At 57.9% G+C, this 12,774-nt stretch carries 12 protein-coding genes and 1 pseudogene; 6 read left to right on the top strand and 7 right to left on the bottom strand.

Annotation, left to right across the window (positions count from 1 at the left end):
• Positions 1 to 2 precede the first annotated feature (2 nt).
• The coding region (locus ACNA0I_RS04610; protein WP_462935935.1) for an AMP nucleosidase family protein at positions 3 to 783 on the bottom strand (781 nt) is incomplete at its 3' end.
• Between the two features lie 243 nt (positions 784 to 1,026).
• Between ACNA0I_RS04610 and ACNA0I_RS04605 the strand changes: the two genes are divergently transcribed.
• A complete protein-coding gene (locus ACNA0I_RS04605) occupies positions 1,027 to 1,632 on the top strand; it encodes a C40 family peptidase (protein WP_415804885.1) in 606 nt (201 codons plus the stop codon).
• An 85-nt stretch (positions 1,633 to 1,717) separates the two neighbouring features.
• On the opposite strand, the gene ACNA0I_RS04600 is transcribed toward ACNA0I_RS04605, so the two are convergent.
• Complete coding sequence (locus ACNA0I_RS04600; RefSeq protein ID WP_415804884.1) at positions 1,718 to 2,491, bottom strand: SDR family oxidoreductase; 774 nt, start codon at positions 2,489 to 2,491, stop codon at positions 1,718 to 1,720.
• 213 nt (positions 2,492 to 2,704) lie between these two features.
• Between ACNA0I_RS04600 and gmk the strand changes: the two genes are divergently transcribed.
• The 3 genes from gmk to ACNA0I_RS04585 are packed head-to-tail and all read left to right on the top strand — an operon-like array spanning position 2,705 to position 5,896.
• Positions 2,705 to 3,337 (top strand): guanylate kinase, encoded by a 633-nt coding sequence (gene gmk, locus ACNA0I_RS04595; protein ID WP_415804883.1) that lies wholly within the window; start codon positions 2,705 to 2,707, stop codon positions 3,335 to 3,337.
• 39 nt (positions 3,338 to 3,376) lie between these two features.
• Positions 3,377 to 3,580 carry a DNA-directed RNA polymerase subunit omega gene (gene rpoZ / locus ACNA0I_RS04590; RefSeq protein WP_094821324.1) on the top strand — a complete coding sequence of 68 codons (204 nt, stop codon included), beginning with the start codon at positions 3,377 to 3,379 and terminating at the stop codon, positions 3,578 to 3,580.
• Positions 3,581 to 3,601: 21 nt separating this feature from the next.
• Positions 3,602 to 5,896, top strand: coding sequence for a RelA/SpoT family protein (locus tag ACNA0I_RS04585; protein ID WP_415804882.1), 2,295 nt, complete (start codon positions 3,602 to 3,604; stop codon positions 5,894 to 5,896).
• 11 nt (positions 5,897 to 5,907) lie between these two features.
• On the opposite strand, the gene glnQ is transcribed toward ACNA0I_RS04585, so the two are convergent.
• The 3 genes from glnQ to glnH all read right to left on the bottom strand — a co-directional run bounded on the left by glnQ (position 5,908) and on the right by glnH (position 8,144).
• Complete coding sequence (glnQ, locus tag ACNA0I_RS04580) at positions 5,908 to 6,636, bottom strand: glutamine ABC transporter ATP-binding protein GlnQ (RefSeq protein WP_415804881.1); 729 nt, start codon at positions 6,634 to 6,636, stop codon at positions 5,908 to 5,910.
• Positions 6,633 to 7,292 (bottom strand): glutamine ABC transporter permease GlnP, encoded by a 660-nt coding sequence (gene glnP, locus ACNA0I_RS04575; protein WP_415804880.1) that lies wholly within the window; start codon positions 7,290 to 7,292, stop codon positions 6,633 to 6,635. The genes glnQ and glnP overlap by 4 nt, the downstream gene beginning before the upstream one ends.
• 105 nt (positions 7,293 to 7,397) lie before the next feature.
• Positions 7,398 to 8,144, bottom strand: a complete 747-nt coding sequence (gene glnH, locus ACNA0I_RS04570) for a glutamine ABC transporter substrate-binding protein GlnH (RefSeq protein WP_415804879.1) — start codon at positions 8,142 to 8,144, stop codon at positions 7,398 to 7,400.
• 247 nt (positions 8,145 to 8,391) lie between these two features.
• On the opposite strand from glnH, the gene ACNA0I_RS04565 reads away from it, so the two are divergent.
• Positions 8,392 to 9,414 (top strand): C45 family autoproteolytic acyltransferase/hydolase, encoded by a 1,023-nt coding sequence (locus ACNA0I_RS04565; RefSeq protein WP_415804878.1) that lies wholly within the window; start codon positions 8,392 to 8,394, stop codon positions 9,412 to 9,414.
• 125 nt (positions 9,415 to 9,539) lie between these two features.
• Here ACNA0I_RS04565 and ACNA0I_RS04560 read toward each other — a convergent pair whose 3' ends face one another.
• Entirely contained in the window at positions 9,540 to 11,087 is a 1,548-nt protein-coding gene (locus ACNA0I_RS04560) for an autotransporter outer membrane beta-barrel domain-containing protein (RefSeq protein ID WP_415805268.1), read from the bottom strand.
• 438 nt (positions 11,088 to 11,525) lie between these two features.
• A pseudogene (locus tag ACNA0I_RS04555) lies at positions 11,526 to 11,648 on the bottom strand (ESPR domain-containing protein); the annotation flags it as partial.
• 908 nt (positions 11,649 to 12,556) lie between these two features.
• Between ACNA0I_RS04555 and ACNA0I_RS04550 the strand changes: the two are divergent.
• Positions 12,557 to 12,745 (top strand): hypothetical protein, encoded by a 189-nt coding sequence (locus ACNA0I_RS04550; RefSeq protein ID WP_415804877.1) that lies wholly within the window; start codon positions 12,557 to 12,559, stop codon positions 12,743 to 12,745.
• Positions 12,746 to 12,774 lie beyond the last annotated feature (29 nt).

Below are 12,774 nucleotides of genomic sequence, written 5' to 3'. Positions count from 1 at the left end.
CNGCGCCGCCGCTGTCTCGCCACGGTGAGTCATGCGGTTACCCGGCTCGACCAGCGCATCGTAATCGCCCCCACCCTCGGCCATCAGTGCCCGGGCCCGTGCGCAGAACTCATCCACATAAAACTGATAATTCGTAAACAGCACGAAATTCTGAAAATACGACGGCGCAGTCGCCGTATAGTGCTGCAGGCGATGCAGCGAATAATCCACCCGCGGCGCAGTAAATGGCGCCAGGGGACGCGGCTCACCGTCTCGGCCATGCCAGGAACCATTGACGATCGCATCGTCCGTCACCGCCAAGTCCGGCACATCAAACAGATCACGCAATGGCCTGCGCATGCCCGACAGGCGCTCACCCTCGACATAAGCCCCTTCCGGGAAGGCGAAATGCAACGGAATGGGGCTATCCGATTCGCCGACCTCGACCGCAACGCCGTGATTCTGAATCAGCAGGCCGATCTGCTCCAGGTAGTAGTCACGAAACAGCGTCGGCTGGGTCACCGTAGTTTGATATATCCCCGGCTCGGCGACATGGCCGAATGACAGACGACTGTCAATCAGGTCATAGGTATCCACCCTGATGCGGATCGCGGGGTAGTACGCCCGCACCGGCCCGGGCAGATCCCGGCCATTCACCACATCCTGAAACGCCGCCCGGATAAAGGCCGTATTGCGGCCGTAAATCTCCGTCAGGCGCTCAACGGCGGCTTGTGCTTGGTGAAAAGCCTCGAACTCCAGAGAAGGCGGAGAACTGTGGGAACCAATCGAAAAGTCAACAGTCATTTTTTAGATTTCCGTAAAACGGCACGCCTACACAACATATGCTTATCATGCATTAACACGATGACAGCACCAAATGCCCCTCAACCCGCCATCATTTGTTTCGATCAGGTTAGTAGTAACCCCAAAATGCAAAAAATCGTCAATGGGTTACAATGCCCCGTGGCTGCGTTGTATTGCCGCCACATTTTCGCCGGCTTGACGTAGTCAGCCATTCCGCCCCACTCCGAAAGTTGAAGTGTCGCAATGACTCCACCGACGCGAAAAGTCCGTCCTAATTTATTCGTACTCCCCTCATTCCTGGCCGCGCCGCTTTTGGCTCTCGGCCTCAGTTGGCTCCCCACCGCTCACGCCACAAAGACTCCCGAAGCGATCGCTTCGATGCAAGGGCTGCGGTTGATTGATCCCCTTACGGTTCCCAGCCTGTCCGACATGGTCGTGCGTGCTGGGCTGGAGACCATCGGTACCCCTTATGTCTGGGGTGGCGAGGATCCCAACGCCGGTTTCGATTGCAGCGGCCTGACGCAATTCATCTATCGCGAGATCGTCGGCGTGGAATTGCCGCGCACGGCACGCGAGCAGCGCCTCGAGGGCACCGGCGTCAAAAAAGCCGAGCTCAAACCGGGCGACCTGGTGTTCTTTGCGACGATGCGCCGTCGCGGCGTCTCCCATGTGGGCATTTATATCGGTCAAAACCAGTTCGTCCATGCCCCTACGCGTGGCTCGAAAGTCCGCGTCGACAGCCTGGACAACAGTTATTGGTCGCGCCACTACGTCGCGGCACGGCGTTACATTGAGCCGAACACTGCCCCTCAAGGCCATCTGATCGCCAAGGCCGATACGGGCCAGTAACCCCGCCAAAAGCCGCCACGACGGAACATCAAAGGGAGCCCGCGGGCTCCCTTTGATGACATCGACGCGGACGAATCCCGGCGAATCAGCCTCTGCCCACAAACGGCATATTCGTCGCCATGATCGTCATGAACTGCACATTGGCGTCCAACGGCAGCTTTGCCATTGAGACGACGGCATGTGCCACGTGCCCGACATCCATGCGAGGTTCCGGCCGGCGGTCGCCGTTGGCCTGCAATACGCCCTCTGCCATGCGCTGGGTCATATCCGTGGCTGCGTTACCGATGTCGATCTGTCCGCATGCAATGCCGTAAGCACGGCAATCGAGCGAAATGGATTTGGTCAGGCCCGTCACGGCATGCTTGGTCGCGGTATAGGCGATCGACAAGGGCCTGGGCGCGTGCGCCGAAATGGATCCGTTATTGATGATGCGCCCGCCACCGGGTTGTTGAGCCTTCATCAATCGAATTGCCGCTTGCGCGCACAGGAACATGCCCGTGAGGTTGACATCCACAACCTCGCGCCATACGTCCACGGGCAGGTCCTCGATAGGCACCGCCGGCGAATTGCGCCCCGCGTTATTGAACAGAACATCAAGCCGCCCGTAATCCCGCTGTATTGCATCGAACAGCTCGCGCACGGCCTGCTCGTCGCTGACATCCGTAGGCACCACCAAAGCGCGCGCACCGTCTTCGCCAGCCGCGGTACGGGTCTGCTCGAGCTGTTCGCGACGGCGGCCTGCCAGCACCACTCGATAGCCCTGCGCCAAGAACTCCAGCGCGACGGCACGGCCAATGCCGCTGCCTGCGCCTGTCACCAACGCCACTGGCGAAATACTTGCCTGCTCATTTGACTGCATTTTTTTAGTCTCTCTGTATGGATCTGCGTCGCGTAATCCTAAAGCAATCGCGCGACTAGCGTTGCAAACAACTGTGATAATCCTGCGTCACTCCGGGGACACCAGCGCCGTTGTCTTCAGGCACGAGGACTCGGGCTCGGAGACCAAATATAATAGTTAAAAGCGTAATTTTGTTATTCTTCGCGTCCCGTATCCCGTTTGTCGATCTGATTTATGTCAAAACGCCCCGGTAATGTGTTCATGGTGGTTGCGCCCAGCGGCGCTGGCAAGTCCAGCCTGGTCAAAGCCCTGCTCGACCATGACAAATCACTGGTCTTGTCGATTTCCTGCACCACGCGCGCACCGCGCAGTGGCGAAGTTGACGGGCGCGAATACCGCTTCATCACCAAAGACCAGTTTGAAACTCTGCGCCAGAATCAGGCGCTGCTCGAATGGGCAGAGGTGCACGGCAATTTCTACGGCACTCCCCGGGATCTGATCGATCAAGCCACCGAGGACGGGCGGGACGTACTGCTGGAGATCGACTGGCAAGGCGCCCGTCAGGTCAGGCAACGCTTTCCTCAGGCTATCGGCATTTTTATTTTGCCCCCGTCCATCGAGGAACTCGAACATCGCCTCAAGGCCCGCGGCCAAGACGCCCCCCAAGTCATCGCTCGTCGATTGCTGGCGGCCGGCGGTGAAATCGCGCACGCGCCGGAATGCGAATATGTTATTATTAATCAAGAATTTAGCGTAGCCTTGGCGGAACTGTCGCAGGTGATCAGTGCCGCCCGGCTACGTTTTTCGTCTCAGGCCGTTCGCCATGCTCCGCTGTTCGCCCAGCTGGGCATTCCGGCCGATCACTGAGGCGCTCCTCCTTTTCACAGCCCGTTCCAGGTATAACTCATGGCTCGCATTACTGTCGAAGACTGTCTGAATCAGATTCCCAACCGCTTCAAGCTCACGCTGACCGCTACCTATCGCGCTCGCGAGCTGGCGCAGGGCCACGCCCCGCGTATCGACAGCAAAGACAAGCCCACGGTCACCGCCCTGCGCGAAATCGCCAGCGGCCATACCGGCCTGGAAATGCTGCGTAAAGTCCCCACCTGATCCAGTCCAGGGGGCGGCAACATGGCTTTTCCCCGGCTGAAGTACGCTTCTACGGGCCTGCTTGCTGCCTTGCGAGCAGGATCTCGGCTCGGACGCCGTTCCGACAAAAAAAACTCGCCTGTCGAGCTTTCGAGCACGACCGCTAACGGCACGCTTTCAGATACTCCCGCCTCTCCTGTCGCCTCGCTCGCACCGCTGACCGAGATCATCAGCAGTTATCTCGACAAAAAAGACGTCGAGCGGGTGCGCGAAGCCTATCGCTTCGCCGACCAGGCGCATCTGGGTCAATTCCGCGCAAGCGGTGCGCCCTACATCTCGCATCCGATCGCCGTCACAGAAATCTGCGCGGCCTGGAAACTCGATGCGAACGCGCTGTCGGCAGCCCTGCTGCACGACGTCATCGAAGACCAAGGCATTCCAAAGCAAGAGCTCGCCGAAAAATTCGGTGTGCAGGTCGCCGAATTGGTCGACGGCCTGTCCAAGCTCGATCGCCTGGATTTCGCGACCAAGGCCCAGCAGCAGGCCGAGAGCTTTCGCAAAATGCTGCTGGCCATGGCGCGCGATGTGCGTGTCATTCTGATCAAGCTGGCCGATCGCCTGCACAATATGCGCACGCTGGATGCCGTCAACCCAGAAAAGCGCCGCCGCATCGCTCGCGAGACGCTGGACATCTATGCGCCGATCGCGCATCGTCTGGGCTTGAACGTGCTGTTCCGCGAACTGCAGGACCTGTGCTTTGCGGCCATGTACCCCAATCGCTATCAGGTACTGTACAAGGCCGTACTGGCTGCACGCGGCAACCGGCGCGAGGTCATAGGCAAGATCAGCGACGCGGTACGTGCCGCCCTGCCCGCCGCCGGCATAGAGGCCGAGGTCTCCGGCCGTGAAAAAACCCTGTTCGGCATCTACACCAAGATGGTCGAACAGAAAAAGTCTTTCTCCGAGGTGCTGGACATCTACGGATTCCGCGTCATCGTGCACACACTGCCGGAATGCTATCTGGCCTTGGGCACGCTGCACCAGCTGTATCGTCCGGTACCCGGCAAGTTCAAAGACTACATCGCCATCCCCAAGGTCAACGGATATCAATCCCTGCACACGACGCTGGTGGGTCCCTATGGCACCCCCGTCGAATTCCAGTTCCGCACGCGGGACATGCATCACATTGCCGAGGCAGGCGTCGCATCGCACTGGCTCTACAAGGGATCCGATGTCACGCTGAACGATCTGCAAAAGCGCACCCACCAATGGCTGCAATCGCTGCTGGACATCCAGAGCCAGACGGGCGATTCCGGCGAATTCCTCGAGCATGTCAAAGTCGACCTGTTCCCGGATGCGGTCTACGTATTCACCCCTCGAGGCAAGATCATTTCCTTGCCGCGCGGCGCCACACCGGTAGATTTCGCCTATGCGATCCACACCGACATCGGCAACCAGGCGGTGGCGACCAAGGTCAACAACGAGTTCGTGCCGCTGCGCACCGAGCTCAGCAGCGGCGACGTGGTCGAGATCATCACCTCGCCTGCTTCGCGTCCTAATGCGCAATGGCTGAACTACGTGCGCACCGGACGCGCCCGCTCCGAAATCCGCCACTATCTGCGTACGGTCAAATACGAGGAATCGGTCGCCTTTGGCGAGCGGCTGCTGGAACAAGCCCTGCAAGAGCTGCATCTGAACCTGCCTGCGCAGGACGACCCGGCGTGGCAGAAACTCGCACGCAGCACGGGCGCGAGCTCTCGCGACGAGATCCTGGCCGATATCGGTCTGGGCAAGCGGCTGGCTGCCGTCGTCGCACGACGCTTTGCGCCCGAACACCAGTTGGTCGCCACGACGGCCGCCGCCGTCGACGAGATCACATCCGCGCGCAGCGCCCCCATTCTGATCCAGGGCAACGAGGGTCAGGCGGTACAACTGGCCTCCTGCTGCGGCCCATTGCCCGGTGACCCCATCGTCGCAGGCCTGCGTCTGGGTCAAGGCCTGGTCGTACACACGGCCGATTGCCCTACCGCGACGCGTCTACGGGCCCGCGAACCCGATCGCTGGGTCAACGTCGCATGGGACACACATACCGCCAAGCACCTGTCTACACGCCTGGACGTCATTACACGCAATGAACGTGGAGTCCTGGGCCGGCTCGCCGCCGAGGTCACCGCCGCCGATGCCAACATCGTACAAATCACCATGCACGATGATGCCATCTCAACGGTCTCGCTGCATCTGACGATCCAAGTCGACAGCCGCAAGCACCTGGCTCAGGTCATTCGTTCGATACGGCATGTGCCGCAGGTTCAAAAAATCGTTCGGGTCAAAAACTGAGGGACATCGCGTCAAGCCACGTGCTGCAAAAAGTCTTTCAAGCGCTGGCTTGGCGGACTGGACAATAGTTCCGCCGGCGGTCCGTCATGGGCAACCTTGCCGCCGTCGATGAAAATCAATCGGCTGCCGACTTTACGCGCGAATTCCATCTCGTGCGTCACCACCACCATCGTCATCCCTTCTTCGGCCAAGTCTCGCATGACTTTGAGCACCTCGTGCCGCAGTTCCGGGTCCAGCGCCGAGGTCGGCTCATCAAACAGCATGAGTTTGGGTTTGATCGCCAGCGCGCGCGCAATGGCCACGCGTTGTTGCTGCCCGCCTGACAGTTCCGATGGATAGTGATTCATCCGCTCGCCCAGGCCAACCTTGCGCAACAGCTCCTCGGCCTGCGCGCGCGCCTCGCGGCGCGGCACCCCTCGCGTATGAATCGGCCCAAACATGACGTTATCCAGCGCCGACATCTGAGGGAACAGATTGAACTGCTGGAACACCATCCCCGCCTCGCGCCGGATCTCGCGGACCTGTGCGGAGGGTCCTTTCACGCTCAGGCCATCGACGAGCAAGTCACCGCCCTCGATCGTTTCCAACACGTTGATGCAGCGCAGGAACGTGGATTTTCCTGAGCCCGAGGGCCCGACCACGACCACCACCTCTCCCGCATCAATATTCAGCGTAATGCCGTTCAGTACAACAGAATCGCCAAAGCGTTTGATGACATCGTGAAATTCGACCATGCTCATAAGATGCGCATCCTTTTTTCGACCAAGCGCAGCGCCAAGGCCAGCGCTCCAGTCAGAATCAGATAGATGATCGCCACTGCGGACCAGATCTCGACGGCCCGAAAATTACTGGCCATGATTTCCTGACCCTGGCGCGTCAGTTCGGCCACGCCGATCACGATAAACAGCGATGAGTCTTTCAAGCTGATGATGCATTGATTGCCCAACGGGGGAATCATGCGGCGAAACGCCACCGGCCCGATGATGTGCAGCAGAATCTTGTGAAACGGCAGGCCCATGGCCTGGCCGGCCTCTTTCAGGCCTTTGTGCACCGACAGCAGCGAGCCGCGCACGATCTCGGCGATATAAGCGCCCGAGTTGATAATCAACGTGGCGATCGCCGCCCAGATAGCGTCTACGCGCAACCCCGGGATCATCAACGGCAAGGCAAAGTAGATGAACATCACCTGCACGACGATCGGCGTACCGCGAATGATCGACACGTAAATCTGGGCAATGCCCGAGAGAATCGCGGGCCCGTACGCTCGCGCGACGCCAGCCAGTGCCCCGAGCACAAAGCCCCCCACCAGCCCCCAGAACGTGATTTTGACGGTCATCAGCGTACCGTCGAGCAAATTGGGCAAGGCAGCCCAGATGACAGACCAGTCGAATTGCACGGCCTTCCCCTTCGTTGTGATGGCGCGGGCCAGTCTGGCGCCGCACGTCGTTTGCTGTGCGGGTGCGAGCGGTCACGCCCGCGCCCAGCCTGCTCAACCAACTATTCAGGGTTTTTTACCAAACCACTTGGTATAGATCTGGTCGTATTGACCGTTGGATTTCAGCGTGGCCAGGGCCTGATTGACCTTGGCCGTCAGATCGCTGCCCTTGGGGAAAGCGATCCCGTAGAAATCGCCGCTCTTGACCGTGCCGGCGACTTTGACTCGGCCCTTGCCCGCTGTATTGGCGTAGTACTGCACGTTCGGCGTATCGTGCACGGCGGCATCGACACGGCCGGTCGCCAACTCGAGATACGCGTTGTCAATGTTCGGGAACAGCCGCAGCTTGGCGTCCGGTACCTCTTTTTTCATAAAATCGACAGTAGCGGTGCCAGTCTTCACTGCGACACTTTTGCCCGCCAGGTCGGAGGCGGCCTTGATGTCGGTATTGTTCTCAGCCACCAGAATGGCCAGGCCGCTCTCGTAATACGGATCCGAGAAATCGATGACCTGTTTCCGATCATCTCGTATCGTGATCCCCGCCAGCGCTGCGTCGATATTTTTCGTCTGCAAACCGGGAATGATCCCGTTGAAATCCATGGGTTGCAGCTTGTATTTCAGGTTGAGCTCTTTGGCGATGGCCGCCCAGAGATCGATGTCAAAACCGGTGTAGGTACTACCCTGCTTGAACTCAAACGGAATAAACGCCGTATCCGTGGCAACGATCAACTCTTTATCCTGGGCCGCGGCGGTGGACACTGCGCCGATCAGGCTCAACCCCATCAGCACGGCGGCAAATTTGCGTTTCATCATCGATCTGCTCCTGTAGAGACAACCGGCCTCTGGGAAACCCAGATAGGCCAATAAACACATTGCAACGGGTAGCTGCATGCCTGTAATCCATCTTAACTCATGCGTCCCCATGAGCGTATAAGGGACGACGCCAATTCCCAATCCGACCCCAAAATGTAACGTGACTGGAAATATCGTGGAGACCTAGCGGAAAGTATCCTATGGGTGTAATCAGTTCCTCGATGACGCTCTACGCCGGAGACGACTCATGCCGTTCAAACCTGTACGCATCACAGGCACTCGCCGCCAAGTCGGCTTCGCTTTAGGAAAGCTCGCCCGCCCGCTGATGTCGGTCTATCTGGATCAAAGCACGACGTGGCGAGCATTACGTCCCTGGCGCGGTCACGCCTATCTGCAGGAGCTCGCCGCACACATCCAGCGCAATCTGCCCGAACTCTGGCAAGAGTTCGAAGGCATGGTCGAGGGCGTGCAAATGCCCGCAGAGGATTTGCTGCTGTGGAACTGTCGTGGCGACCTGTTGCATCAGACGACTGACGGCTGCACCTCTGTGGCGATACACGGCCCCGATGGCGCTCGATGGATCGGCCACAACGAGGACGGCGATCCCTACCTTTATGGGCGTTGCCATGTGGTCGACGTGCAGCCGGACGATGCGCCAGGTTATGTCAGTTTCTATTACCCGGGGTCATTACCGGGGCATACCTTTGCTGCCAATCGCGCGGGGATTGTTCAGACCATCAATAATCTGCGTACGCGCACCCGGCGTGCCGGTGTACCGCGCATGTTTTTGGCGCGCGCCGTGCTGGACTGCACGACCCTGGATCAGGCGATCACACGCTTGCACGACACGCCACGTGCGGGCGCGTTTCATCACACCTTGGGCGCAGCGGGCGACGATCGATTGTTCAGCGTAGAGGCTATGCCTGGCCTATGCTCCATCGAGCCTGTCCAGCGTCGATATGGACATGCGAATCACCTCGTGCATGCGGCAACCAAAGACGTTGCCCAGATCGTCACTGACTCATCCCGCGCACGTCAAAGCCGCATCGAAAGCCTGTTGGACAGCTGGCACGAAGACATCACAGAAAGCGACATCGTCGCCGCCTTGCACGACAAAGAAGGAAACCTGCCCATCCTGCGCGGCGCAGCGGACGATCCCGATGAGGAAAACACCCTGGCAACTGCGGTATTTACCCTGGACGATGCCCACGTCGCCCTGAAGGTTTACGATCGGAAAGCGACGGCGGCACAAAGCCTCGCCATCAAATGATGAATCGAGCCGACACTGACCGTCCTGGCATTGTGGTGTACTTCACTGCGCAAAAAAGCCGTCAAGATCAACGATGATCTTGACGGCTGACTACGCGGCTCGGATGTAATGCCCTATCGCGTGGATCAATAGCGATACTTCGCCATCAGGTTGCCGCCGGTCTCGTGATAACCCGCAGTTCCCTGGTTATGGAACACCTCGACATTGAGCGAGAGGCGCTGATTGAGGTTGCCTTCCACGCCCAATTTCAACTGGCCGGCATCGCGCCCGCTGTTCATCTTGGCATCGGCATTGTTCATGCGAACACCGTAGCCCTTGGTGGTATGCAGCCAGTTGGCCTCGATGTGAGGCGTGATGATAGACGTCAGTCCCGTAGGAACATGCGCAGCGGCGCGCAGTCCCACACTGGTCTGCATGCGCGACCCATTCAGAAACTCGATCCGGGTACCATTGCCATCGGTGAAATTATCCGAGCGCACATGTTGATAGATCAACTGCGCATGTGGCTGCAGCACGTACTTCACGTTATTGTGCTCGGCGATCTTGGCGTTGTAGCCTAACTCCAGCGACGCGGTCATACCTTTTGACTTGTATTTCTCGCCCGGCAGATCGTTACCCTTGACGTGGTTATCGAACTGGTTCCACAGCAGCCAGCTGTCCACGTACACGCCCTGCTGGGTTTCGGCATTCTGCTGATAGGTCCCATACAGGCCCAGACCATAGCCATCGACTTTGCCCTTGCTGCCAAAACCGGCCAAGCTCGAACTGGTTTTGCCATCATAGTGGCCATACCCGCCCATCACACCGAGCGTCACCTGATCGCGATCATTGGTCGAATCCACCAGCATGTCGATACCCATCATGACCGTATTCTTGTCACCTTTGGTACGCAACTGCCCAGACTCGTCTTTCAGGGCGCTGTGCGAACCGCTGTACCGGATCCAGGCACTGCCCTGATGCGGATGGCCTTCGCCCTGAAAATAGCTGCCCAAGCGATCGTTCAGGTTCATCCGGAACATCGTGTTGGCTGCCCAGGCGTTGCTGTTGTACGAGCCTGCCTTCGGTTCGAGCACAATCACGCCCGTCTCCGCAGGCAACGGAGTCACGGCGAGGGCGGACGCGGCACTGGAATTTTCGACGTTGATTTCGCTCTGCTCACTGGACGAATCGTTCGAATTTTTTTCTTCACTCGACTCTTCTTCTTCGTGGACAACAACCGGTGCCGTCGACGAGGTATCCTCAACAACCGGAGTGGATAGATCGGGCGCATCACCGCCACCATCAACGGCGGACGCCTTCGACGAGGTATCCCCAACAACCGGAGTGGATAGATCGGGCGCATCACCGCCACCATCAACGGCGGACGCCTTCGATGAGGTATCCCCAACAACCGGAGTGGATAGATCGGGCGTATCACCGCCACCATCAACGGCGGACGCCTTCGACGAGGTATCCTCAACAACCGGAGTGGATAGATCGGGCGTATCACCGCCACCATCAACGGCGGACGCCTTCGACGAGGTATCCCCAGCAGTCATAGCGGACCGACCGGACGTATCACCATCAATAACACGGATGGCCTTCGTCGAGGTTTCTTCTACACTCGCGCCGGGGACATTAGGCGTAGCGTCGTCACGAAAAATAGTGGGCACCATGGACACAAAGGGCGCCATGGACGAGGGATTCTTTCCACTCGTGGCGGAGTGATCAGGCGCATTACGTTCGTCTTGGCTGCTTTCTGACGAACGTTCTTTGTTCTTCGCTGCACCCGTACCCACCAGATCATCCACACGCGTATGCAGTATCTCATCTGCCTTCGACGCCCAGCGCTCAACAGTCCCCGTGGCGCCTGAAGCCAGAACCTCATGCATAGGACGGGACCTACGCACGGCCACCCCAGACTCGGGCTTTTCGATTGGGGCATGGCCTGCACTATCGAGCCTATCCGAAGGCAATTGATTCGTATCCGTCGCAGTCACCTTCAACGGCATCGAAATGGGCACTGTTTCGTTTTTCAAAACGGATGAGGATGGAGCCTCAATCATCGGTGTCGTATTGGAAAGCGTGGGCCGAATATCAACGTGCGAATGCGCCAGATTCGGCAGGAGCAACGAACCCACCAACATACAGGAGGCAATTACGGAAGAATTTTTGCCTCGACTTTTCGTCAGCTCTGACGCCACTACCCAGCAGTGCAGACTGCGATTCCAAATCAGCTTAAAGACCTTATTCATTTATTCTCTTTCTCTCCCGACAAGGCATGTATCCTGATCGAGATGTCAATGCGAAGATGACAAGGGACGTGTCCCCTTGCCCTCCTCAGTTCAAGGATTGTGGTGATTCAAAATTTCTTCTGTCGAAAAAATTTCGCGAAATTTAGCCACACCGAATTGAGAAACGAAATTTCAGCAATAGGAAAAATGAAGTTATGCCGCGCTCTTGGCCGAATTGAAGGCCCTTTATTTTTTCTTTATTTTTCAAAAGCCTATAAACAAAAAAAACGGACTCGAAGAGAATGTCCTCCTTGGCAATTTGATATCTCAGCAAGAAAAAAAAGGACGATTCCTACGTCTAAGAAGAAATCATGCTAGAGATTTGGCCACGATCAATGCCGAGATGAAATGCCGGCCGTTTGAAAAAACCACGTATAAATCGCGTCGGATTATCGGTGGCGAAATCTCAATTTCTCGCTATTTTTAAGGGGTCTCATGCCATCCAAACCGGATCCCGAATGGACTTAGATATCTAAGAAAACCCATCACAGGAAAATCAGACTATCCCTATGCCTCCTACAACGTTGAGGCCGTCGTACACCGTAAAAGTCGTGCTGCTGTCGTTGAGACTCGACTTCTGTAAAACATCTTTCCAAGCCTTAAGCGAATCCATCGCCTTGGATCGTCGCCCTCCTCGTCCTTCATAGGAGGCGGAGCCTGGTCTATGACAGCGCCGAGACAGCACTCGACCCAATCTGCAAAATCTGCAATACAACAATGCATCGCTGTCAAAAAAATGCCTTTTTTCAGGCCTAGACTTCCGCCCCTGACGGTTGCAATCCGACCCTGTTTTTGAGCTGGCTTATCAACGTGCGCACTCTCGCCTGATCACCGCGGGCACGCACATTCTTTCCAGGCGATACGAAACGATGATGCGAAGTAACACTGAGGGACGGCCCTATACGCGCAAGCTGGCATGGGCACTGAGCCTGTCGTTGGCCGTCTTGCTGGCGGCTTGCAGCAATAGCGACTCGGACGATGACGAGACGACGCCTCCTCCTCCGGGCGGCGGCACCACCGAGTGCACCGCCGACGTCCATTGCGCGCCCGCGCCCTGAACCCCTCTCTCATCCACGATACGTACATA

Source organism: Bordetella muralis, assembly GCF_965139205.1.
GTDB classification, from domain to species: domain Bacteria; phylum Pseudomonadota; class Gammaproteobacteria; order Burkholderiales; family Burkholderiaceae_B; genus Bordetella_A; species Bordetella_A muralis.
Note: the sequence above shows the minus strand (reverse complement) of the source record. Positions and strands in the feature narration are given on the sequence as shown.

Excerpts from the sequence above, each read along its gene's own strand:
- ACNA0I_RS04560 (WP_415805268.1), bottom strand. The coding sequence starts at position 11,087 with ATGGCGCCCTTTGTGTCCATGGTGCCCACTATTTTTCGTGACGACGCT.
- ACNA0I_RS04565 (WP_415804878.1), top strand. The coding sequence starts at position 8,392 with ATGCCGTTCAAACCTGTACGCATCACAGGCACTCGCCGCCAAGTCGGC.
- rpoZ (WP_094821324.1), top strand. The coding sequence starts at position 3,377 with ATGGCTCGCATTACTGTCGAAGACTGTCTGAATCAGATTCCCAACCGC.
- gmk (WP_415804883.1), top strand. The coding sequence starts at position 2,705 with ATGTCAAAACGCCCCGGTAATGTGTTCATGGTGGTTGCGCCCAGCGGC.
- glnQ (WP_415804881.1), bottom strand. The coding sequence starts at position 6,636 with ATGAGCATGGTCGAATTTCACGATGTCATCAAACGCTTTGGCGATTCT.
- ACNA0I_RS04600 (WP_415804884.1), bottom strand. The coding sequence starts at position 2,491 with ATGCAGTCAAATGAGCAGGCAAGTATTTCGCCAGTGGCGTTGGTGACA.
- ACNA0I_RS04585 (WP_415804882.1), top strand. The coding sequence starts at position 3,602 with ATGGCTTTTCCCCGGCTGAAGTACGCTTCTACGGGCCTGCTTGCTGCC.
- glnH (WP_415804879.1), bottom strand. The coding sequence starts at position 8,144 with ATGATGAAACGCAAATTTGCCGCCGTGCTGATGGGGTTGAGCCTGATC.
- ACNA0I_RS04605 (WP_415804885.1), top strand. The coding sequence starts at position 1,027 with ATGACTCCACCGACGCGAAAAGTCCGTCCTAATTTATTCGTACTCCCC.
- ACNA0I_RS04550 (WP_415804877.1), top strand. The coding sequence starts at position 12,557 with ATGATGCGAAGTAACACTGAGGGACGGCCCTATACGCGCAAGCTGGCA.